This window comes from Amycolatopsis sp. NPDC004368 (assembly GCF_053602515.1).
Genome location: NZ_JBSGDT010000001.1, coordinates 287866 through 310070, shown reverse-complemented (window position 1 = coordinate 310070; position 22205 = coordinate 287866). Strand labels below are relative to the sequence as shown.

Below are 22205 nucleotides of genomic sequence, written 5' to 3'. Positions count from 1 at the left end.
GCGTTGAAAACCAGCACGAACTTGGCAATCCGCCAACAAAGCGCCGCTACTCCATTGGGACGCTTGCCATTCCCCCTCCCTTCCGATTCGCTGGTACTCACCACCAGCGAGCGAGGGGACCCGTGCCGACCGACACGACGTTGCCGCCGTTGGATCCGTTCGCGGGGGTGCCCGACAAGCGCTACGAGGTGAAAGCCGCGGACCTGCTGAGGCCCGGCACCGGCGGAATCCTCAGGTGGCGCAGGCAGGCGACCAACGCACCGATCGTGCAGGTCGAGGACGCGTACATCACCGGGACGCTGGACCTGCGGGCCGCCGAGCTCGGGTACCTGTTCCGCTTCGAGCGCTGCCGGTTCGAGTTTCCGCCGGATGTGCGGGAGGCGAACGTGCTGGGGCTCGTCTTCCGGAAGTGCTGGTTGCCCGGGCTGAAGGCGCGCAACCTCCGCAGCCGCAACGATGTGCGGTTGATCCGGAGCGTGGTGGAGGTCGGGCCGGAGGCCGACGAGATTCCCGAGACGACGATCATGCGCGGCGATGATCGCGAGCGCGGCATGCCCAACGCCGCCGTCAACCTCACCGACGCGGTGATCGAGGGGTCGGTCGTGCTCACGCGCACCACGATCAAGCACCCCCACGGCAAGGCGATCCAGGCCGACCGGCTGGAGATCCACGGCGCGCTGCTCGCGTACCGCCTGGAGGCGCGCGGCGAAGTGCGCGTGCCGGGCATGCGCACGGGCGGCAACGTGAACTTCTCCGGCGCCACGTTCGACAACCCCGAGGGCTTCGCGTTCAACGGCAACGGCATCCACATCGGCGGCAGCCTGCTGTGCGAAGTGGACAACTACGGTCCGGCGGCCGAACGAAAGCGGTTCTCCGCCAAGGGGATCATGTACTTCCCGAGCGCCACTGTGGACAGTGACATCGTGCTGCGGGAAGCGCGGCTGAACGTGGACCAGCGCGGGCCCGTGGCTGTGGACGCGTGGAAGTCCAACGACCCGTACCTCGACCCGCGGCCGGCGCTCGTCGCCGATCGCCTCAAGGTGGACGGGAACCTGGAGCTGTCCGACGGGCTGCAGGCGTTCGGCACGCTGCGCATGGTCAACGCGCGCATCGGTGGCTCCCTGCGGCTCGCGGGCGCCGAGATCAAGATGGCCCGCGGCCGCGCCACCCCGTACTACGACCGCGCGCTGCACCTCGACGGCTCGACCATCGGCGGCGACGTCGAGGCCACCAGCCTGCGGGTGCCCGTGGGGCAGCTGCGCATGGCCGACGTGCAGGTCGGCGGCAACTTCCTCGCCTGGAACTCGATGTTCCTGCACCCCGGCCGCGACGTCTTCTCCGCGCGCCGGGCCAAGGTCGCGGGAAACTTCCAGCTCACCGACGCGACGCTGCAGGGCACGGTGCGCCTGCAGGGCGTGGAGGTCGGCGGCAGCGTGAACCTCTACGGCAGCAAGCTCACCGAGCCGGGACAACGCACGTCGTCGAGCTTCTCGCTGGACGTGCGCACCGCGCGCATCGGCCGGGACCTGGTGCTGACGTCGAACAAGGACCGCGCGTTCGTCGCCGAGGGCGGGGTGAACCTCGACGGCGCGCAGATCGCGCGGCGCCTCGAACTCGGCGGCGCGGAGCTCGGCTCCCTGCCCCCGCACGGGGTCGCGCTCGACGCGAGCGACGTGACGGCCGACGAGTTCCTCTTCGGCTTCCACACCCCGCCCGCCGGCCGCGTCGTGCTGCGGCGGGCGCACTGCGGCACGCTCGGCGACACGGAGGAGTTCTGGGCCGCCGAGGACGGCATCGAGCTCGACGACTTCCGTTACGACGCCCTGAAACGCGGCATCCCCCTCGACGACGACCGCGGTCTCGACCACCGCATCGCGTTGCTGAGCAAGGCCATGCGCGGCTACCGCCCCGGCCCGTACGACCAGCTCGCCGCGACCCTGCGCGCGGCCGGCAACGAAGAACACGCCTCCACCGTGGGCCTGCGCAAGCAGCAATTCCGCTACGACGCGCTCGCCAAGGGGTTCAAGATCTTCGGTCCCGGCGTTCGGCTGTGGAGCTTCTTGCAACGTTCGATGGTCGGCTACGGCTACCGGCCCGTTCGCGCGCTCGGCTGGCTGTTGACGCTGCTGGTCCTCGGCAGCCTGTGGTTCGGCCTCGGCAGCGACGACTGTGTGCGCAACCCCGGCCGCTACGCCGTAAGTGGGCCGCGGTGTCTGGTCAACCAGCAGGACACGGGCCTGCAGTGGAACCCGGTGATCTACACGGCCGACCTGCTGGTGCCCATCGTCGACTTCGGCAACAAGTCGCGCTGGTACATGCACGGCGCCGACAACTGGGTGGCCGCCGGCTTCACGGTGTCCGGCTGGCTGCTCGCGACGACGGTGGCGGCCGGGTTCGGACGGATGGTTCGCCGGGACAGTTGAGCTGCGTGCTACGCGGGGATCGCCTGCCTGCTGCCGACGCCCGCAGCAGGTCCTGGCGGTGCTCGGCGCACGCTACGACCCACGTTTACGTGCCACCGGATGAACACCGGGTCGCCGACCGGATCGACGGCGGCCTCCTCGACGAGGCCACCTGGCTGTGCGAACACGACGCCGGACCAGCCTCGATCAAGAGGACCAAGCCCCAGGGCGATCGCGGTGGACGGCAAAACCCTGCGCGGTCCCTTGACCCGCACCGGCGGTGCCGGAGTGCACCTGTTAACCGCGATCACCCACGAGACGGCAATCGCGGTGCGCGGGGGCCGCCCACCCTCCCTCAGGGGGCTCCCCCAAGGTCCATTTTACCGGCGAGAGCTGACGACAACCCGAAAAGCGGCCGTTCAACCACGAGTTGTCCACAACTGGCGAGCGGCTGTGGACAACCGCAGGCTCACTCGGTCAGCCCCGACCAGAACGCCACCTCACGTGCATCGGCAGGCTTCTCGGCCATCGGCGCGCCACGGAACTCGTGCCGCAGGTAATCGCGCAGGTCCCAGCCGTAAACCACCACGTCGGACTGGTAGACGGAAAACACCGGAAACCCCGACGCACCCGCGATCGCCGGCAGGTAGCGGTGCCCGCACACCGGCACGAGCTGGGGCACGGTGGCGAGACATCGCTGCGCGCAGGCCAGCGCGTTGGACAGCACCCTGGGTCGCTCGCCCCACGACGGGTGCCAGAAGTCGCTGTGCTCGACGTCGTACAGCAGCCCGTCGGCGGGCCAGTCGAGGCGTTTGCGCAGGTGGTCGGGGTTGCCGTGCAGCCAATCGGGCCACCGGTCGCCCACCGGGACGCCGGCGGTGAGGAACGTCCGGTGGTCCAGGGAGAACCGGAACCCGAACTGGGCTTCGACGTCGGTGAGCTCGGCTTCCGACAAGCCCGGGCGCAGGGGCTCGCCGAGGCTTTCCTGCAGCGTGCGGGCCTCCTCCACGGTGAGGACTTGCTGGACGTGTGACATACGCAGAAGCGTACGTACCGCCCACACGGCCTCGCGCGTCCTTTTCCGCCGCCTTGACAGGCGGACAACAAGCCTCCCTCGGCGGGGTGAGCTTCTTCTCCCAGACCGTGGTTGACGGAACACGTCGCGGCCACGTGTAGTTCACTCGTCGCGTGAGTTCCGCACAGGCGCGAGTGCGCGCACCCGAACTGACCGGCGACCTCTGGCTCAACACCGGCGGTCGGCGGCTGTCCCTCGCCGAGTTGCGCGGGCGGATCGTGCTGCTCGACTTCTGGACCAGCGGCTGCGTCAACTGCCTGCACGTGCTCGACGAGCTGCGCCCGCTCGAGGAGGAATTCGGCGACGTCCTCGTGACCGTCGGGGTGCACTCGCCGAAGTTCCTGCACGAGGGCGAGCGCGCGTCGATCGAAGCGGCCGTGCGGCGCTACGAGGTGCACCACCCCGTGGTCAACGACCCGAAGATGGAGCTGTGGTCGCAGTACGCCGTGCGCGCGTGGCCCACGCTGGTGATCGTCGACCCCGAGGGTTACGTCGTCCACGTCGCCGCGGGTGAGGGGCACGGCGAAGCGCTGCGACGCGTCGTCGCGGACCTCGTGACGAAGCACGCCGCGAAGGGCACGCTGCGCCGCGGCGGCAACCCGTACGTGCCGGTCGAAGAGCAGCAGACGGAGCTGCGCTTTCCGAGCAAGGCCGTCGCCACGGCGGAAGGCCGCATCCTCGTCGCGGACACCGGGCACCACTCCGTGGTCGAGTTCGCGTCCGACGGCGAGACCGTGATCCGCCGCTTCGGCAGCGGCGAGCGCGGCGCGCAGGACGGCCCGTTCGACATCGCCACCTTCATCGAACCCGCCGGCATCGCGCTGCTGCCCAACGACGTGGCCGAGCGCGCCGGCTACCACGCCGTCGTCGCCGACACCGCGGGTCACCGCCTGCGTGGTCTCGACCTCAACACCGGCGAGGTCACCACGGTCGCCGGCACCGGCAACCAGTGGCGCAACGGCACCGACACCGGCAAGGCCCTCGACATCGACCTCACGAGCCCGTGGGACGTCGCGTGGTGGGCGCCCGCCGGTGGTCTCGTGGTCGCCATGGCGGGCAACCACACGCTCAGCGTCTTCGACCCGATCTCCGGCGACATCCGCCGCTTCGCGGGCACCACCGTCGAAGGCCTGAAGGACGGCGACGTGCGTGAAGCGTTCTTCGCGCAGACGTCCGGCCTCGCGCCCGATGGCGACAAGCTGTGGCTCGCCGACGCCGAAACCTCGGCGCTGCGCTGGATCGAGCCCGAGGGCGAGACGTTCACCGTGCACACCGCCGTCGGCACGGACCTGTTCTCCTTCGGCCACGCCGACGGCCACGCGGACGAAGCGCTGCTCCAGCACCCGCTCGGCCTGGCCGTGCTGCCCGGCGACCGCATCGCGATCGCCGACACCTACAACGGCGCCGTCCGCCGCTACGACCCGTTCACGCGCGAGGTGAGCACCCTCGCCACCGGGCTGGCCGAGCCGCAGGGCCTGCTGTTGCACGACGGTGAGCTGCTGGTCGTCGAGTCGGCCGGCAACCGGCTCGCGCCGGTCGGCGGAAGCGGTGAAGCACGCACGGTCGCGGGCAGCAAGAACGCCGTGCGCCGGCCGCCGACGGTGCTCGCACCCGGCGACGTCGAGTTCGCCGTGGTTTTCACGCCGCCGCCGGGAGAGAAGCTCGACGACCGCTACGGCCCGTCCACGCGGCTGGAGGTCAGCGCGTCGCCGCCGGCGCTGCTCGCCGACGGCGCCGGCATCGGCACCGACCTCACCCGCCGCATCCGGTTCGCCGACGGCGTAACGGAAGGCGTGTTGCAGGTCGTCGCCCAGGCCGCCAGCTGCGACGAGGGCGGCGAGCACCCCGCGTGCCGCATCACGCGGCAGGACTGGGGCGTGCCGGTGCGCTTCGAAGCCGGTGGTGAGCGAGCGCTCAGCCTGGTCATGGCGGGTGAACCGAACCCGGCGGCACCCCGTCAGTAGCATGGGGGCGTGCCTGACAAGCCCAAGCTCCAGATCCAGATGCTGCAGGACCGCGTGCTCGTGCGCCTGTCGCCGGAGGAGGGCGAACGCCGCAGCAGCGGCGGAATCGTGATCCCCGCGACAGCTCAGGTCGCCCGCAGGCTCGCCTGGGGTGATGTACTGGGCGTCGGCAACAGCGTGCGCAACGTCAAGCAGGGCGATCGCGTGCTCTTCAACCCGGAGGACCAGCTCGAGGTCGAGATCCAGGGTGAGGGCCACTTCGTGCTGCGCGAACGGGACGTGCACGCCGTGGCCACCGAGCGGACCGATCACGGCACGGGGCTCTACCTGTAGCTCCCGGCCACGGGAGGGCAGTCGTGCGCGAAGACGACACACCGCAGGACCTCTTCATCGACGACCTGTTGCCCGAACCCGAGGAAGACGACCTCGCGACGGAGATCTTCGCCGTCGTCGACGGGCCGCCGCTGCCGGAAACGCCGCAGCGGCGCCGGCGCAAGGGACTCGCGCGCACGTTCATGGTCGTCGGCTGCCTGCTCGGGCTTTTCGTGCTGCTGTACGCCATCGACCTCATCACCAGCGCCGGCGACGTGCCGCGCGGAGTGGCCGTGGCCGGCGTGGACGTCGGTGGCCTCTCGCGCGCCGACGCCGAGGCCAAGCTGCGCGCCGAGCTGCAACCCCGGCTCACGCAGCCGGTGACCCTGCACGCGGGTGACGTCACGACGTCGATGCCGCCAGCCGAATCCGGCCTCGGCCTCGACTGGCCGGGCACGCTCGCGCAGGCCGGGCACCAGCCGTGGAGCCCGGTCACGCGGTTCCTGTCGTTCTTCACCACGCGCGACGTCGGCGTGGTCACGCGCTCGGACCAGGAGCAGGTGGCGCAGGCGCTCAGCGGGCTCGCGGCGAGCAAGCTCAACCACCCGCTGGTGGAGGGCAGCATCGGGTTCCAGCCCGGCGCCGACGGTGCGGTCACGCCGTATCCCGTCGACCCGCGGCAGGGCCAGGAGCTCACCGACGTGCGCGCGGCCGCGCAGACCGTGGCCGCCGAGTGGCTCGCGCCCGGTGGCGTCACGCTGAGAATGGCCATCACGCCGCCGAAAGCAACACGTGACGGCGTGCACGCGCTGCTGGAGCAGGTCGTGACCCCGGCCGTCGCCGCGCCGGTGGTGCTGCACGGCCAGGGCAAGGACGTCGAGCTGAAGCCGGCAGCCATCGCGTCGTCGTTCCAGTTCGCGCCGCGCGACGGCGGCACGCTGGAGCTGCGCATCGACCAGGGCAAGCTGCAGCAGGCCGTGCAGGCCGATCTCGCGTCGACCGAGACCGACGGACGCAACGCGGAGATCGTGTTCACCTCGGGCTCGCCGACGGTCGAGCCGTCCGAAGACGCGCGGAAGATCAACTGGGCCAACACTTTCAAGCCGCTCACCGCCGTGCTCGCCAAGACGGCCGGGCGCGACCTGCCGGTGGCCTACGACGCCACGAAACCGAGCCTGTCCACCGATGCCGCCAACGCGCTGGGCATCAAGGAAGTGATCGGCGAGTTCACCACGAGCGGCTTCTCCGGCCCCGCGGCCACCAACATCAGCGTGCTCGCCCAGCGCATCTCGGGGGCGATCGTGAAGCCTGGCGAAACGTTCAGCCTCGGCGCCCGCTCGGGCGCGCGGACCGCCGCCGACGGGTACGTCAGCGCTCCCGCCAACGAAGACGGCACCGGTCCTTCCGTTGTGGGCGGCGGAGTTTCGCAGCTGGCGTCCACTTTGTACAACGCCGCCTACCTCGCCGGGCTCGGCGACGGTGGCCACCTCGCGCACGGGCACTTCCTCGACCGCTACCCGGCGGGCCGCGACGCAGAAGCCGTCGACAACGCCGGAAACCCAGTGGAGCTGAAGATCGCCGACAACGACGACACGGGCTTCGCGATCCAGGCCAGCGTGAGCGGGGATTCCGTGACCGTGCGGATCTGGGGCACGAAGCACTACACCATCGAAGGCCGCACCGGTGGCACGTCGAACGAGGTGCCACCGACCGTCCAGTTCGGACCCGGTCCCGACGGCGCGTGCCTGTCGTCCGTCGGCGCTCCGGGCTTCACCGTTTCCGACACCCGCGTGTTCCACGACCTCGCCACGGGCAACGAGATCCGCGAGGAAACCCGCAACACCACCTACGCGCCGCAGCCGATCGTGATCTGCTGAGGAGTCCACATGGAACGGCCCGGTCCCGCGGAACCGGGACCGGGCCGTGGAAAGTGAATGGCTACCTGTTCACCCGTCGCCGGCCGTACAGGTTCGCGACCAGTGTCACACCGATCGCGGCGAGCACGACCTGCGTGATGATTTCGAGCCAGTCGATGCCGTCGGTGTCGGCGTAACCGATACCGCGGGCGATCCACGTGCCGATGAAGGCCGCGACGATGCCCACGATAATGGTGAGCCAGAGCGGGATCGATTGCTTGCCGGGCGCGACCAGTCGGCCCAGCAGGCCGAGGACCAAACCGATCACGACGGCACTGATGATGCCTGCAATAGTCATCGTCACTCCTCATGCCTGATGGGGTCCGCGGTCCTGCCGCGGACTTGGTCCCGGAGTGCCCCTGCGGCGGGCGACCGAAACCTGCGGCTGTGTTGATTACACCCCCCGAATGCCCGGTCACGGCCATTCGCAGCAGGTGAAGTCACCCGAAAGAAACACGGACGCCCCCGGACCGAGATCGGCCGGGGGCGCCCGCAGGGGAAAACGAGGAGGCTCAGAAGGCCGCTTCGTCCAGCTCCATCAGCGCGTTGTCAGCGCCTTCGACGATCGTGCGGCGCGAGGACAGCTCGGGCAGCACCGACTTCGCGAAGAACGACGCCACGGCCACCTTGCCCTCGTAGAAGGCCACGTCCTTGGCCGCCGCGCCCGCGTCGAGCTTGGTGAGGGCGACCTCGGCCTGCTTGAGCAGCTGCCAGCCCACGAGCAGGTCGCCCATCGACATCAGCAGGCGGACGGTGTGCTGGCCGACCTTGTTGATGCTCTGCGGGTCTTCCTGCGACGCCGTGAGGTAGCCGATCATCGCGCCGAGCATGCCCTGGCTGTCCTCGAGCGCCTGCTTGAGCAGCCCGCGCTCGTTCTTGAGACGGCCGTTGCCGGCTTCGGACTCGATGAACTTGGTGATCTCCCCGGCGAGGAACGCGAGCGACTTGCCCTTGTCGCGCACGATCTTCCGGAAGAAGAAGTCGAGCGACTGGATGGCCGTGGTGCCCTCGTAGAGCGAGTCGATCTTCGCGTCGCGGATGTACTGCTCGATGGGGTAGTCCTGCAGGAAGCCGGAACCGCCGAGCGTCTGCAGCGACTGCACGAGCTGCTCGGTGGCGCGCTCGGAGCCGACGCCCTTCACGATCGGCAGCAGCAGGTCGTTGATGCCGTGCGCGAGCTTCAGCGAAGCCTCGTCACCGTCCTGCGTCCACAGCTGATCCTGGAACGAAGCCGTGTACAGGTAGACGGCTCGCAGGCCCTCCGCGTACGCCTTCTGCAGCATCAGCGACCGGCGCACGTCCGGGTGGTGCGTGATGGTGACGCGCGGCGCGGCCTTGTTGAGCATGTTCGGCAGATCGGCACCCTGCACGCGCTCCTTGGCGTAGTCGCGCGCGTTGAGGTAACCGGTGGAGAGCGTGGCGATGGCCTTGGTGCCCACCATCATCCGGGCGTACTCGATGACCTGGAACATCTGCGCGATGCCGTCGTGCACCTCGCCGAGCAGCCAGCCCTTGGCCGGGGTGCCGTGCTGGCCGAACGTCAGCTCGCACGTGGTGGAGGCCTTGATGCCCATCTTGTGCTCGACGTTGGTCACGAAGGCGCCGTTGCGCTCGCCCAGCTCACCGGTCTGCGAGTCGAAGTGGAACTTCGGTACGAGGAACAGCGAGAGGCCCTTGGTACCGGGCTTGGTCTCGATGCCGGGGCCCTCCGGGCGCGCCAGCACGAGGTGCATGATGTTTTCGCTCATGTCGTGCTCGGCGGACGTGATGAACCGCTTCACGCCGTCGAGGTGCCAGGAGCCGTCCTCCTGCTTCACGGCCTTGGTGCGGCCGGCGCCGACGTCGGAGCCCGCGTCGGGCTCGGTCAGCACCATCGTGGCGCCCCACTGGCGGTCGATCATGAGCTGCGCCCAGCGCTTCTGCTCTTCGGTGCCGTTGTTGTTCACGATCATGGCGAAGTTCGGGCCGGCCATGTACATGAACAGCGGCGCGTTGGCGCCCAGGATGAGTTCCGAGGCGGCCCACTGAACCGTGGGGGGCAGGCCGAAGCCGCCCAGGTCGTTGGTGAGGCCGAGGCGCCACCACTCGCCGTCCAGGAGCTGCTTGTAGCTCTTCTTGAACGACTCGGGGATCTTCACGCTGAAGGTCTTGGGGTCGTACACCGGCGGGTTGCGGTCCGCGTCGGCGTAGGACTCGGCGAGCGGGCCGGTGGCGAGCTTGTTCAGCTCCGAGAGCACGCCGCGCGCGGTCTCCTCGTCCGACTCGGCCAGCACGCCCTTGCCAAGGCGGTCCTGCACGCCGAGTACCTCGAAGAGGTTGAACTCCAGGTCTCGGACGTTGCTCTTGTAGTGGCCCATGTCGTCACTCCGTGTCGTGTTCGGCTTTCCGGCCGGGCACATGTTCCCTTACTCGCCGGTAACTTCAGGATATTACCTACGAGTAACTGGAGCAAGTGAATCCGCTCTTCCAGGGGTGCGGATTCAGCCTGAAAACCGACATCGACCAGGAAGCCGGCTTCAATGCGTGCCGCGCGCCACGGCTCGGTCGACGGGCACGGCGGCGTGGGCGTCATCGGACTGGGTCACGAGGATGCCGCTGCGGAACGCAATGGTCACGGCGTGTGTGCGATCGCGCGCGGACAGCTTGCGCAGGATGCTCTTCACGTGGGTGCGCACGGTTTCGACGGAGAGGAACAGCAGCTTCGCGATCGCCGAGTTCTCCAGGCCCTCGGCGACGAGCTGCAGCACCTGGTACTCGCGGCGCGACAGCGGCATCGCGCCCTTCGGCTGCGTCAGGTGCTCCTCGGCCGGCGCGGCGCGAGGGGACGGCTGGCGCTTGGGCCGGGCAGTGAGCGCGGCCAGCGCCGGGTCGATGTAGCGACGGTCGCTGTGCGCGCGCCGCACGGCCTCGGCCAGCCGCCGCGGGTCCACCGACCGGGGCACGATCGCGTGCGCGCCGGCCGCGATGGCCGTGGCCAGGTACTGCTGGGTGCGGTTGACGTCGCGCACCAGCGTCACGAGCACCACGGCGGGGTCGCCGGAGTTGAGCAGCTTCGTGAGGTGGCAGTGGGGGTCGAGCGCCGAATCGAGGATCACCACATCGGGACGCACCTGCTCGCACAGCTGCATCGCGGCGTGGTGGCTGGCCGCCTGGCCCGCCCAGTGCAGCCCCGGCGTCCGGTGGACCATCGACGCGAGGCCCTCCCGGAAGATCGGGATCGGGTCGACCACAGCCACGCCGAGGCTGCGGTTCGCGGCCGGTTGTCCGGGCACCGCCGGCGTTCGGTGGAGCTCTCGGTGGTGGGGCTCTCGGTGGGGCTCGATGCCGCGCATCTCGGGCCTCCGTCTTCCAGGTCGCTCCCGGGTCGCCGGACGTCCGCGCACGCCCCCCGGCGTGCCGTCGCGGCACCACCCGGTCCCCCCTGCTGGGACCGGACAGGAATGACACCTTGTCGTTGATTCGACTCCTCTTGAAGGCACTTGTGACGCGGTTTCCCCCTCATGGCCGTATCGGCCGGTTGCAGCAAACTCTCCGTAGAGAAAAGCCCTTGATCAGCGCCTTTTCGGCCCTGTACGGCGACGGGCAATCCTCCGTTTGCTACTGAGGGTGTCGCCCAAAAGTTGGCCGCTCCGTGACAACGCGTGCACGCAGCGCGGCGAACTCACCGGCCAGTCCGATGGGTGTCCAGTGGGCGTTGAGGCCGCTCGGGTTGGGCAGGACCCAGACCCCGGTGCCACCGATCCGGCGCTCCTGGGGGCCGACTTGGGCGCGCTTTTCGCCGAACGCCGTGCGGTACGCGGTGATCCCGAGCACAGCCAGCCACTTCGGTTTGTTGTGCAGGACCTTTTCGACGAGCGTTTTGCCGCCTTCGCGCAGCTCGCCGTCGGTGAGCTCGTCGGCGCGCGCGGTGGTCCTGGCCACGACGTTGGTGATGCCGAGGCGCAGGTCGAGCAGCTCGTGCTGCTCACTCGGGTCCAGCAGCCGCGGCGTGAAGCCACCGGCGTGCAGGGCGGGCCAGAAGCGGTTCCCGGGGCGCGCGAAGTGCAGGCCGAGCGCGCCGGAGTAGAGGCCGGGGTTGATGCCGCAGAACAGCACGTCCAGCCCGGGGGCGAGCACATCGGGAATCGTTTTGTCCTTCGCCGCGGCGAGCTGGTCCTTGGTGGGTCGGATGGGCATGGGCTCAGTCTCGGGCACGCTGGTGGCCCTGACCCCGTGGCGGTTGCCCGGCTGGCTTCGATCTGCGGCTGCCCGCCGCGGGTGGGCGGAAAATCGCGCACGGCGCGTGCTCGCCGGCGCGGGACGGACCCGCGTCGGCGCGGGAGGTTCCCTGCGGGTGCGGGACCGACCCCCGCCCTCCTCTGGGGGGCTGCCCTGTTCCAGTTTACCGAGGTCAGCGGTCCGAAAACGGCGATTGGAAAATCTGTGGACAACTCAGCCTCAGCGGAGCTGAGCGTGGATAACTCCAGGTGGCCAGCCAACTCTGGGAGTAGCCCCAACCTCATCGGCCCAGCTTCGGGCACGCTGTCGGACATGACCCCGGACGGTTGCCCCATCGACCTCTACCTGCAGCTCCCCGCCGTCGGCGAGCCCGAAATCATCCACGGCGCCGTGCCCGCCGGCGCGTCGATCCTGGAGCTGGGCAGCGGCTGCGGCCGCGTGACGCATCCGCTGACCGAGCTCGGACACGCCGTGGTCGCGGTCGACGAGTCCCTCGACATGCTCGAGCACGTCCGCGGTGCCGAAACCGTGTGCGCCCGCATCGGCGATCTGCGCCTGGGCCGCGAGTTCGGCGTGGTCCTGCTCGGCAGCCACCTGGTCAACACGGCTGACGAAACGGAGCGTCACAACCTGCTCGCCGCGGCCCGGCGACACCTCGCGCCGAGCGGTCGGCTGCTCGTCGAATGGCATCCGCCGGAGTGGTTCGACCACGTGGCGGCCGGGCCCGGTGGTCGGCTGGGTGACATCGCCGTCTCGCTGCACGACGTCGTGCGCGACGGCCCTCTGCTGGCCGCCACCGTCCGATACACGGCTCCGAACCACCACTGGCACCAAGAATTCACCTGCCGCCGCCTCGATCTCGCGGAGCTGGCCGACGCGTTGACCTCGGCCGATCTCGAGTTCGACCGCTGGGTGACCGATGACCGGGATTGGTTCTCCGCACGCGGGGTAGCGGATCAGGCACCGATCTAGGTACCCTGTGTGATCTCTCGCACAACGTCGTAGGGAGGAGCCCGCGTGCAGCTTTGGGTTGTGCTCGCACTGGTGGCGCTCATTCTCGCGGCCGCCTCGCTGATCGTGGTCCTGGAAGACCGGCGCGCCGCCCGGCGGGCGGCGCAGCGGCGCAAGGCGCGGCTAGCGAGCCTGGGCGAAGTCGATCCGCTCGCGCCCGGCCGGCTGAGCGTGGACCGCTGAAGGGATTCCGCGCAGGGCCAGCAGCAGCGCGCCGAAGAGCCACCCGAGCCCGGCGCCGAAGGTGTTGGTCATGAGGTCGTCGACGTCGAAGATGCGGTAGACGAACGGCGCCGTCCCGAAGTTCGCGGTGAGCTGCGTGATCTCGATGGCCAGTGAGGCCGTCGCACCCACCGCCAGCGCGCCGACGAGGCCGCGGCGCCACAGGATCCGCGCGAAGATGCCCAGCGGGACGAACAGCAGCACGTTGAGCGCGACCTGCTGGAACGTCTGCGTGCTGAACCAGTGGGAAGCCGAGAGACCGTGCTTCACGAGCTCGGTGTGGATGTCGGAGATCCACTGGAACGGACGCAGCTGCACCGTCTGCTCGAGCCGCCGCCCGTTCGCGCTCGGCAGCGGCAGGAACACGACCGCGAGCGTCATGCAGGCGTAGAAGACGAGCATCGCCGAGGTCACCAGGCCGCGCAGCCGTGGGCGACCGTGGCGCGCGAGCTGAACCACGAGCTGCGGGATGAGCAGCGTGCCCCACACCGCGACGAATCCGATGAGTCCGTACTGCAGGGCCGTGACCTGTGCGTTCGTCATGCCGAGAACGTTATGGATCTTGGGGGTCGCGCCACTTCGGTCGAAGAGCCGGACGGATCGTGGCCGGGTCGGCCATCTGGCCGAGGCCCGCTTAAGCCGATCGGTCAGGCTCGTCGTCGCGCTGCTTGTCCTCGGCCCGCTCCGAGCGCCACGCCGCGAAAACCGTGCCACCCACCAGCAGCGCGACGACCACGATCACGGTCAGGACGATCTGCAGTTCCATGGCGGCTCCCCGGGGTTCGGCCGGTTGATCGTGGCACGGGGGCTGAGCGTTACGGCGGGCAGTGCCGTTGCCCGAACCGGACACCAGGGCGGAAACGCCGGGTGACATTTGCCCATCACCATCCTTTTTCCTCTGGTGAGGACCCTTCCCGTTGGGCAGACTGCACCGCCGTGTGCCCGTCCAGGGGACGACGGGCGCCGAAAACGGAGGAAACATGAGGCTCTTCACCCGGCTCGCGGTCACCGCCGCGGCCGCACTGGCCACTGTGGCCGCTACGAGCGTGCCGGCGTCGGCGGCTCAGACCACCACGGACGTCCGGATCATCACGCTGAACGACCTGCACGGCAACCTCGAGCCGCCGTCGGGGTCGGGCGGCAAGGTGTTCATGGCCGACGGGACCAGTGTGGACGCGGGCGGCGCGGCGTACGTGGCGACGCACGTGAAGCAGCTCGAGTCGCAGGTGTCCAACTCGATGGTGCTGTCCGCGGGCGACAACGTGGGCGCGTCGCCGGTGATCTCGGCGCTGTTCCACGACGAGCCGACCATCGATTTCCTCAACGAGCTGGGCGTGAAGGCCTCCGTGGTCGGCAACCACGAGCTCGACGAGGGTTACCAGGAGCTGCTGCGCATGCAGTTCGGCGGCTGCAACAAGACCGACGGCTGCCAGTTCCGTCCCACGTACAAGGGCGCGAACTTCCCGATCCTCGGGTCCAATGTGTACTTCACCAACGGCCTGCCCGCGCTGCTGCCGTTCTCGGTGCAGTTCTCCGGCGGGGTGCCGATCGGCATCATCGGCGCGACGCTGAAGGACCTGCCGTCGGTCGTCACGCCCGACGCGATCAAGGGCCTCAAGTTCGGCGACGAGACCCAGGCCATCAACCGCACCGCGAACCTGCTCGACCTGCTCGGCATCAAGGCCCAGGTCGTGCTGCTGCACCAGGGCGACGAAACGCTGCCGGGCTCCGGTCCCAACGACTGCAAGGTCGCGCCGGGCGGCGACGCCGACGTGATCGCCAAGAACGTGAGCCCGAAGGTCGACGCGATCTTCACCGGCCACAGCCACCAGCAGTACAACTGCGTGATCAACGACCCCGCGGGCAACCCGCGTCCGGTGATCCAGGGTGCGTCGTTCGGGAAGCTGCTCTCCGTCGTGGACCTTGAGATCGACAAGCGCACGAGGGACGTCGTTCGCTCGCAGACCAAGGCGCACAACGAGATCGTGACCCGCGACGTGACGCCGGACCCGGCCGTGGCCAAGCTCGTGGACGAGGCCAAGACCAAGTCGGGCCCGATCGCCAACAAGCAGGTCGGCACCATCACCGGCGACCTGACCGCGGCCGGCGCGCCCTCGGGCGAGTCGAAGCTGGGCGATGTGATCGCCGATGCCCAGCTCGAAGGCACCAAGTCCAACAACGCGGTCGTCGCCATCACCAACCCCGGCGGCATCCGCGCGGACCTCACCTACGCTTCCTCGCCCAACGGTGAAGGCGACGGCGTGGTGACCTACGGCGAGGCGTTCACCGTGCAGCCGTTCGCGAACATCATGCAGACGATCACGCTCACCGGCGCGAACCTGAAGAACGTGCTGGAACAGCAGTGGGGCCAGCCGGGCGGCACCAAGATCCTGCAGATCTCGAGCAGCCTGCACTACACGTACTCGGCGTCGGCGCCGATCGGCTCGCGCGTCTCGAACATCACGGTGAACGGCACGCCGGTCGAGCCGGCCGCGACGTTCCGCGTCTCGGTGAACAACTTCCTCGCCGCGGGCGGCGACGGCTTCACCGAGTTCACGAAGGGCACCGACCTCGCGGGCGGCCCCGTGGACCTCGACGCGCTGATCGCGTACCTCGGCGCGCACCCGGGCATCGCCCCGCCGCCGGCGGACCGGATCACGATGGTGCCGTAGCGGCATTTTCGGAAGCCCCGCCCCTTCGTCGTCCCGAGGGGCGGGGCTCTCGTTTTTCCAAGCACTTTCTGTCCCGGCGGCGCACCATGGTCGTCATGAACTGGGACGATGTGGTCGCGCTCGCCGCCGAGCTACCGGAAACCGAAGAATCCACCTGGTACCGCACGCCCGCGCTGAAGGTCGCGGGCAAGGGCTTCGCCCGCCACCGCACCGAAGCCGAGGGTGGCGTGGTCCTCTTCTGCGGTCTCGAGGAAAAGGAGGCCCTCCTCGCCTCGGACGACCCGGCCTACTTCACGACGCCCCACTACGACGGCCACGGCTCGATCCTGGTCGACCTCGCGAGCGTGGATCCGGTGCAGCTGAAGGAACTCCTGTTTGAGTCGTGGCGACGGAAGGCTCCGCGTCGGCTCTTGCTCTGATTCCGGTTGCCGCTGTTCTCTCGCGTTTGCCGCCGGCTCCCAATTCCCGCGGCGTGCCTCCGGTCGCCGGCTTGCTCACGGCGGGTCGCCGGGTTACTCGGGGCATGCAGCCGGTCGCGGACTGTCTCGCGGTATGCGTGGTGGGCGCCGTCTTGACTTTGGGCATACGGCCAGTCGCGGACTCTCCAGCGGCATCCAGGTGAGCGACTTCCCACGGCGCGCCGCCGCCCGACTCCTGCGTGCAGTCGGGAAACGACTTTCTCACCGCATCCGGGTGATTTTCGAGCTTGTCCACAGGCTTTCCGCAGTTGTGGACAACTGGACCACTCCGGCGTCCTTTTCCCGAATCTGTCGGTGGGGGCCGATTAGACTGGGACGGAGACGCCCCCTTGGGAGGGCCGGGGCTGTGTGTCTCTCCCGGCGCGGCGGAAAGATCACGCCAGTCCGGTGGGATCGTCACGCTAGGCAAGGGTGGGCAAGCTTCTGCGGCACCGAACTGGCGCCCACATACCTGGCCGGCTTCGAGGTCGTGGGCCGGGCCGCCGTGGTCAGGTCGCGGGTCGCGTGCGGAGATCGCCGGCGTCGGATTGCTGGTTGTTGCGCAGCTCGCGAGTGTGCGTGAAGACCAGCCCCCAGAGACGCGCCCGGACCGCTCGAACCGTGTCTCCCGATCGCGATTCACTCAGGCAAGCTGAGCAACCGCGAGCGACCACCACCGGCGCGGCGCCGTCCCGACCCGCCGTTCGACAGGTGAACTCGACCCCGCCCCGTTGCCAACCCGGCCGTCAGTCGATGAGCTCGCCTTCCAGCAAGCTCATCAAGTACATGTCGTAGTACTTCCCGTCCCCACCCCGGAAACACTCACGGTGCCGCCCGTCCTCACGGAACCCGACCTTCCGGTACACGTGCCGTGCGCGTTCGTTCTCGGCGACCACCCACAGGGCGATCAGGTGCAGCCGCATCATGTCGAACCCGTAGCGGCACATCAGCCGCAACGCTTCGGTGCCGTAGCCGCCGTTCCAGTGGTCCTTCTCGCCGATGTAGATGTCCAGCTCGGCGCGCCCGGTCTCCGGCGTGGCGTCGCGCAGGTCGGTCACGCCGATCAGCGCGCCCGAGGCCACGGATTCGATGCCGAGCACCACGTGGGAGTGCGTGTTGACCGGGCGTTCCTCGCAGCGCTTGCGCACCTGGTCCAGCGAACGCGGGTACGAGGCGTCCATCCACTGCCCCACCTCGTCGTCGTGGATCCAGCGGTACAGCGACTCAGCGTCCGTGGTCTCCAGCGCCCGCAGTCGCACCAGCTTGCCCGTGAGCAACGGTTCACCCCCGTTTGACCAGCAGGAAGTCCTCCACGCCGACGAGTCCGAGGAACTGGCGCACCCCCGGCGGCATCGCCCGGCGGGACCCATCATGCACCAGCCGTGGATCACTCACCCGCCATTTTCGGCCGCGCGTGATCAGCTCGGCGTGGCCCGCGGCGAGCACGTTCTTGAGCCAGTCGGTGTCCGGGCCGTAGGTGAGCGCGATGACAAAACCCTCGGACGTGCGGAACACGTTCAGCGGGGTGCGGAACTCCTTGCCGGAGCGGCGGCCGTGGTGCACGAGGATCCCGAACCCCGGCAGCCGTCCGGCGAACGGTCCCGTGACGCGGTTCGTCACCACGCGGTTGAAGTGGGCGAGACGTTCGGGCAGCACCATCCGTCCAGGATAATCCAACGGCCGTGGAATTAGCGCGTTTTCAGCCCGGTGCGAGCCCGTCTCGGACGTCTGGTGGGATGGTCGCGGACGCCGGCACGACGCGGGGAGAAGAGCATGTCGAACGAGTGGCCGCTGCGGCAGGACCCGGAGTCGCCGGTGATTTTCGCGCGGGCGTTGCTGGAGGATCCCTCGCAGCTCGCGTTCGTGGTCCTCGACGATGACGACGACTGGTTCATCAGCGACGGCGCCGAGTTCGACGAGGACATGGACGTCAACCGCGAGCAGTTCGGGGCGTTGTCGCTGGGCGAGGCCGTGGAGCTGATCCCGCAGCTCACGGCCCTGGCGTCGCTGCCGACCGGTATGGCGGCCGACTGGGATCCGGAGCGCTCGGCCTGGCTGCTGAGCTCCGTCGCCGACTCCGACGACGAGGCCGAGGACCGCGAGATCCGCGAAGCGCGCATCGCCGCGTGGCCGCACCCGGGCTCACCGCTCGATGAAGTGCAGCTCTCGACCGGCCTCACCGAGATCGTGACCGGGGCCGATGCTCCCGTGCGCGCGGTGCGCCAGGTGGTGCGCGAGGGTGACGGCACGTGGCTCTTCGTGGGCTTCGAGGTGCCCGAGGCCGAGGACTTCGAGGTCGAGGGCCTGGAGCTGGAGCACGTGGTGAGCCTGTACCCGGACGTCGTGACCGTGCTGCAGGCCGCGCCCGGCCAGGTTTTCGACCGCGCGGAGCCGGGGTCCGAGTGGGAGCTCGTCGAAGGCTGAAGTTTTTCCGCGGCGATTGTCCTGGCGCGGTGGGGGCCGTTCGTCCTTAGAGTGTTAGCCGGCGAACGGCGCCGGTCCGGACACTTTCAGGAGCAGTTATGCCCACCTATGCCGCGATCATCTACTCCGCCGACGTGGACCCGACGCAGCCCGAAGCCGCTGCGATGATCAAGGACTACAACGAGTTCGGCGCGGCCGCCGCGGCCGTCATCCGCGGTGGCAGGGCCCTCTACCCGACGGCGACCGCCACCACCGTCCGCGTGACCGGCGGCAAGGGCGGCGACATCGTGACCAGCGACGGCCCGTACGCCGAGACGAAGGAAGCCCTCACCGGCTTCTACCTCATCGAGTGCGCCGACCTCGACGAAGCGGTGAAGGTCGCCGCGCAGATCCCGGGGGCGTGGGACGGCGCCGTCGAGGTGCGGCCGGTCGTCGAGTTCACCCGGTGACGCTCGCCGGTGACACGCTGGCGCGGCTCATCCGGGACGAGGGGACCCGGGTGCTCGCCACGCTCGTGCGCGTCACCGGCAGCGTGGACCTGGCCGAGGACGCGGTGCAGGACGCCGTCGTGCGAGCGCTCGAAACGTGGCCGCGCGACGGCGTCCCGGACAACCCGCGGGCCTGGCTGCTGGTGACGGCGCGGCGGCGCGCCGTCGACGTGGTGCGCCGCGAGGCCAAACGCGTCGGGAAGGAGGCGGACGCGATGCCGCTCCCCGACGACGATCCACCCCCGTCGGTAATCCGCGACGACCTGCTGCGGCTCGTGTTCACCTGCTGCCACCCGTGCCTTTCGGTCGACGCGCAGGTCGCTTTGTCGCTGCGGACCCTCGGCGGTTTGTCGACCGCCGAGGTCGCGCGCGGCCTGCGCCTGCCCGAGGCGACGGCGGCGAAGCGCCTCACGCGCGCGAAGCAGAAGATCGCGACGGCCGGGATCCCCTACCGCGTGCCGGCGGCCGACGAGCTGCCCGCCCGCCTGGACGCCGTCGCGGCGACGGTGTACCTGATCTTCAACGAGGGGTACGCGGGCTTCCGCGCCCCGCTTGTCGACGAGGCCGTGCGGCTGGCGCGGCTGCTCGCATCGCTGATGCCGGACGAGCCGACCGTGCTGGGGCTGCTGGCGTTGCTGTTGCTGCACGACGCGCGCCGGTGCACGCGCGTTGCCGACGACGGTTTGCCCGTGTTGCTGGCGGACCAGGACCGTTCGCTGTGGGACGCGGTGCTGATCCAGGAAGGCGTTGTGCTCGTGGGCCGCGCGTTGCGGCGGACGCCCGCGGCCCCGAACGCCTACGTTGTCCAGGCCGCGATCGCCGCGTGCCACGTGCTGGCGCCGACGTACGCGGCCACCGACTGGGACGTCGTGATCTCCTGGTACGACGTGCTGTTCACCGTCCGCCCGAGCCCGGTGGTGTCACTGAACCGCGCCGCGGCCATCGCCGAACGTGACGGCGCCGCGGCCGCACTGCCGCTCGTGGATTCTCTCGACGGGCTCGGTGACTACCCCTGGTGGCACGCGACGCGCGCGGAACTGTTGCACCGCCTGGGAAACCGCCCCGCGGCCGCCGCGGCCCTGGCCCAGGCCGAAGCGACGGGCTTGACCGCCGGCCACGCCTCCCGGTTGCGTCGCCGCCTGGGTGAATAGGGCGGCCTTGACACGTTCGCGGCGCGGCGCGTTCGATGGGGCCACGCCCTGCGGCCCGGTGTGCACGCCCGCGCCCAGGGCGCCCAGCTTTCCAGCCCCAGGTCGCGCATGCGGAAGAGCGGTCGTCCTGCACGACGTCTCGCAGGAGGAATCCACCGGCTTCTGGGCATGTGCCCTACCGGAACGTCTATTGTGGATAGATTTCGGAGCGGTACTCCTCGTTGACGAGCCTGAGCCATTCCTTCGCCCAGCCACTGGAAATCGCGATCTCCTCGAGGGCGCCGGTGGGCAGGCACAGGAACCTGAGCCGTTGCCGGGCTTCCGGCTCGCTGATCCTGTGCCGCAGGTCCTCGAGCTCTGTGATTGCGTCGTCGACGGAGGCGTAGCTGCTCCAGGTGACGTCCTGCTCGCCGCTGCGCAGGATCTCGAGGAGCTCGGTGATCAGGTCGCTGAGCCGCATGGGGCCATTGTCCCTGGAGTCCGGCTGCTGCGACATGGCCTTCGACGACGCGATCACGTGGTCGGAAGCAACTGTCGGAAAGCGCGTGTCCCGCCACCGCGGCCTCCGCGAAGGCGGCGCCCCGTGGCTGCTGCAGTTCACCGACGGCTCCTCGGCGGTGCTCCGTACCGGCTCCGCCCTGGCCACCGAGGCCACTGCCCTCCGGCTGGCCACCGCGGCCCACGTCCCGGAACCACCCTGACCGCCGTCCTCGACTGGGACTGCGCCGGCGCCGGTCACCCGAGCCTCGACCTCGCCTCCCTTCGCCTGGACGCCGCACTCATGTTCGGCACCCCCGCGGCGGCTGTTGTTCTCTCGGGCTGGGCGCATCGCACCGGTCGCCGCGCATCGGACCTGCCGTACTAGGACGTGGTCGCGGCGCTCAGCACACCTCCGCAGCTGGCGCCTTGGCTCCCCGCCATCCATGACCAGGGCCGCTCCGACCTCACCGCTGCCACGCTCACTTCCCGCCGCGACGCGTTTCTGCGGTCGGCGCTTGATCGACTGGCCGACGGTGATCACGGTAAATCGAATCGGTGACTGTGCATGCCGTTGACTCGCCGCTGAACCTCCCACCAAGATCGCGGCATGCGAACCATTGGGCAGCGAAGAATCGGGCCGGTCCGTGTCACGGTGGGCCAATGGCTCCTCATCAATTGGGCCCTCGAAACCGAGGTCTACGCCCGCATCGACGACGGCGCATGGGCCAGGGACGTGCAGGCGGCCCAAAGCATCCGCGAGGCGGGCTGGGCCTGGACGAGATCGTTCGACGACAGTCGCAAGGACTCGCTGGGATGGCCGCCACGGGACGAGATCGTCACCATGATGCTGGAACCCCGGCAATGGGCGCTAATGCTGTCGGTGCTTCGCACGCTGAATGAGTCCCAGGAGGACAACAAGTTGCGTGACTTGGCGGAAGTGGTGTCCGCACAACTGCCTGGGCTGAAATGGCCCTGAGGAGTACAACAATTCTTGGAGCGGATGACGGGAATCGAACCCGCGTATTCAGCTTGGGAACCAGGGTGATCATGGCCGATAGTGGCTCTGACCTGGGGACCGGGCTACCTGCGGTCGGCCGCCGTTGACCGTGGTTGACCGGCCTGAATGGCACGGCAATGGCACGCCGCCGCCTACCCACTCCCCTCCCTTCACCCCGATACGAAGCCCGCACGCGGCCGGTGGTGCCGGGTCAAGGCACGCTTTCCCGCCTTGACGCGGTGTCGCCGGCCGTTGTCACGATCCGGCTTCGGGGTGGAGACTGGCGACCTCCGTGCGTAACGCTCGCGGCTCTGAGAGCGACCGTGACGGCATGGCTCTCGATGGGGAGGCTCCTCCGGCCCTGACTCTGTGGCGCATGCGCGCCGTCGGTGAGCGGCGCTACGCACGCGCCCCA

At 69.3% G+C, this 22205-nt stretch carries 23 protein-coding genes; 13 read left to right on the top strand and 10 right to left on the bottom strand.

The window, feature by feature from the left end; genetic code table 11:
- Positions 1–122: 122 nt before the first annotated feature.
- Entirely contained in the window at positions 123–2423 is a 2301-nt protein-coding gene (locus ACWEOE_RS01430) for an oxidoreductase (RefSeq protein ID WP_452002283.1), read from the top strand.
- A 448-nt stretch (positions 2424–2871) separates the two neighbouring features.
- Here ACWEOE_RS01430 and ACWEOE_RS01425 read toward each other — a convergent pair whose 3' ends face one another.
- Complete coding sequence (locus tag ACWEOE_RS01425) at positions 2872–3438, bottom strand: hypothetical protein (RefSeq protein WP_452002280.1); 567 nt, start codon at positions 3436–3438, stop codon at positions 2872–2874.
- 173 nt (positions 3439–3611) lie between these two features.
- Between ACWEOE_RS01425 and ACWEOE_RS01420 the strand changes: the two genes are divergently transcribed.
- From ACWEOE_RS01420 to ACWEOE_RS01410, 3 genes are read left to right on the top strand one after another with little or no spacing between them, the layout of a single operon-like run.
- The gene (locus ACWEOE_RS01420) at positions 3612–5441 is read left to right on the top strand and encodes an NHL domain-containing thioredoxin family protein (RefSeq protein ID WP_452003315.1); all 1830 of its coding nucleotides are present in this window, start codon (positions 3612–3614) and stop codon (positions 5439–5441) included.
- A gap of 39 nt (positions 5442–5480) precedes the next feature.
- The gene (locus ACWEOE_RS01415) at positions 5481–5774 is read left to right on the top strand and encodes a GroES family chaperonin (protein WP_452003312.1); all 294 of its coding nucleotides are present in this window, start codon (positions 5481–5483) and stop codon (positions 5772–5774) included.
- A 23-nt stretch (positions 5775–5797) separates the two neighbouring features.
- Positions 5798–7630 carry a VanW family protein gene (locus ACWEOE_RS01410; protein ID WP_452002277.1) on the top strand — a complete coding sequence of 611 codons (1833 nt, stop codon included), beginning with the start codon at positions 5798–5800 and terminating at the stop codon, positions 7628–7630.
- A gap of 61 nt (positions 7631–7691) precedes the next feature.
- On the opposite strand, the gene ACWEOE_RS01405 is transcribed toward ACWEOE_RS01410, so the two are convergent.
- The 4 genes from ACWEOE_RS01405 to mug all read right to left on the bottom strand — a co-directional run bounded on the left by ACWEOE_RS01405 (position 7692) and on the right by mug (position 11845).
- Positions 7692–7967, bottom strand: coding sequence for a GlsB/YeaQ/YmgE family stress response membrane protein (locus tag ACWEOE_RS01405; RefSeq protein WP_452003309.1), 276 nt, complete (start codon positions 7965–7967; stop codon positions 7692–7694).
- A 214-nt stretch (positions 7968–8181) separates the two neighbouring features.
- Complete coding sequence (locus ACWEOE_RS01400) at positions 8182–10026, bottom strand: acyl-CoA dehydrogenase (RefSeq protein ID WP_452002275.1); 1845 nt, start codon at positions 10024–10026, stop codon at positions 8182–8184.
- Between the two features lie 159 nt (positions 10027–10185).
- Entirely contained in the window at positions 10186–11001 is an 816-nt protein-coding gene (locus tag ACWEOE_RS01395; RefSeq protein WP_452002273.1) for a response regulator transcription factor, read from the bottom strand.
- Between the two features lie 265 nt (positions 11002–11266).
- Positions 11267–11845 (bottom strand): G/U mismatch-specific DNA glycosylase, encoded by a 579-nt coding sequence (mug, locus tag ACWEOE_RS01390; protein WP_452002270.1) that lies wholly within the window; start codon positions 11843–11845, stop codon positions 11267–11269.
- A 354-nt stretch (positions 11846–12199) separates the two neighbouring features.
- Here mug and ACWEOE_RS01385 point away from each other — a divergent pair, with 354 nt between their 5' ends.
- Together ACWEOE_RS01385 and ACWEOE_RS01380 are read left to right on the top strand one after the other, a co-directional pair.
- Entirely contained in the window at positions 12200–12859 is a 660-nt protein-coding gene (locus ACWEOE_RS01385; protein WP_452002267.1) for a class I SAM-dependent methyltransferase, read from the top strand.
- Between the two features lie 45 nt (positions 12860–12904).
- A complete protein-coding gene (locus ACWEOE_RS01380; protein WP_452002264.1) occupies positions 12905–13081 on the top strand; it encodes a hypothetical protein in 177 nt (58 codons plus the stop codon).
- Here ACWEOE_RS01380 and ACWEOE_RS01375 read toward each other — a convergent pair.
- On the bottom strand, positions 13022–13663 hold the full coding sequence (locus ACWEOE_RS01375; protein ID WP_452002262.1) for a VanZ family protein: 642 nt from the start codon (positions 13661–13663) through the stop codon (positions 13022–13024). The genes ACWEOE_RS01380 and ACWEOE_RS01375 overlap by 60 nt on opposite strands.
- Positions 13664–13754: 91 nt before the next feature.
- Complete coding sequence (locus ACWEOE_RS01370; protein ID WP_452002260.1) at positions 13755–13886, bottom strand: hypothetical protein; 132 nt, start codon at positions 13884–13886, stop codon at positions 13755–13757.
- Positions 13887–14100: 214 nt separating this feature from the next.
- Here ACWEOE_RS01370 and ACWEOE_RS01365 point away from each other — a divergent pair, with 214 nt between their 5' ends.
- Together ACWEOE_RS01365 and ACWEOE_RS01360 are read left to right on the top strand one after the other, a co-directional pair.
- Entirely contained in the window at positions 14101–15792 is a 1692-nt protein-coding gene (locus ACWEOE_RS01365) for a bifunctional metallophosphatase/5'-nucleotidase (RefSeq protein ID WP_452002259.1), read from the top strand.
- Between the two features lie 95 nt (positions 15793–15887).
- Entirely contained in the window at positions 15888–16211 is a 324-nt protein-coding gene (locus tag ACWEOE_RS01360; protein ID WP_452002257.1) for an MmcQ/YjbR family DNA-binding protein, read from the top strand.
- A gap of 785 nt (positions 16212–16996) precedes the next feature.
- On the opposite strand, the gene ACWEOE_RS01355 is transcribed toward ACWEOE_RS01360, so the two are convergent.
- Entirely contained in the window at positions 16997–17527 is a 531-nt protein-coding gene (locus ACWEOE_RS01355; RefSeq protein WP_452002254.1) for a GNAT family N-acetyltransferase, read from the bottom strand.
- A 4-nt stretch (positions 17528–17531) separates the two neighbouring features.
- On the bottom strand, positions 17532–17909 hold the full coding sequence (locus ACWEOE_RS01350) for a nitroreductase family deazaflavin-dependent oxidoreductase (protein WP_452002252.1): 378 nt from the start codon (positions 17907–17909) through the stop codon (positions 17532–17534).
- Between the two features lie 114 nt (positions 17910–18023).
- On the opposite strand from ACWEOE_RS01350, the gene ACWEOE_RS01345 reads away from it, so the two are divergent.
- The 3 genes from ACWEOE_RS01345 to ACWEOE_RS01335 all read left to right on the top strand — a co-directional run bounded on the left by ACWEOE_RS01345 (position 18024) and on the right by ACWEOE_RS01335 (position 20313).
- The gene (locus ACWEOE_RS01345; protein ID WP_452002249.1) at positions 18024–18674 is read left to right on the top strand and encodes a hypothetical protein; all 651 of its coding nucleotides are present in this window, start codon (positions 18024–18026) and stop codon (positions 18672–18674) included.
- A 98-nt stretch (positions 18675–18772) separates the two neighbouring features.
- On the top strand, positions 18773–19123 hold the full coding sequence (locus ACWEOE_RS01340) for a YciI family protein (RefSeq protein WP_452002246.1): 351 nt from the start codon (positions 18773–18775) through the stop codon (positions 19121–19123).
- Positions 19120–20313 (top strand): RNA polymerase sigma factor, encoded by a 1194-nt coding sequence (locus tag ACWEOE_RS01335; RefSeq protein ID WP_452002243.1) that lies wholly within the window; start codon positions 19120–19122, stop codon positions 20311–20313. The genes ACWEOE_RS01340 and ACWEOE_RS01335 overlap by 4 nt, the downstream gene beginning before the upstream one ends.
- 187 nt (positions 20314–20500) lie before the next feature.
- On the opposite strand, the gene ACWEOE_RS01330 is transcribed toward ACWEOE_RS01335, so the two are convergent.
- Positions 20501–20773, bottom strand: a complete 273-nt coding sequence (locus ACWEOE_RS01330; protein WP_452002240.1) for a hypothetical protein — start codon at positions 20771–20773, stop codon at positions 20501–20503.
- On the opposite strand from ACWEOE_RS01330, the gene ACWEOE_RS01325 reads away from it, so the two are divergent.
- A complete protein-coding gene (locus tag ACWEOE_RS01325; RefSeq protein WP_452002237.1) occupies positions 20772–21014 on the top strand; it encodes a hypothetical protein in 243 nt (80 codons plus the stop codon). The two genes, ACWEOE_RS01330 and ACWEOE_RS01325, sit on opposite strands and share 2 nt — an antisense overlap.
- 386 nt (positions 21015–21400) lie before the next feature.
- Positions 21401–21769 carry a hypothetical protein gene (locus ACWEOE_RS01320; RefSeq protein ID WP_452002234.1) on the top strand — a complete coding sequence of 123 codons (369 nt, stop codon included), beginning with the start codon at positions 21401–21403 and terminating at the stop codon, positions 21767–21769.
- Positions 21770–22205 lie beyond the last annotated feature (436 nt).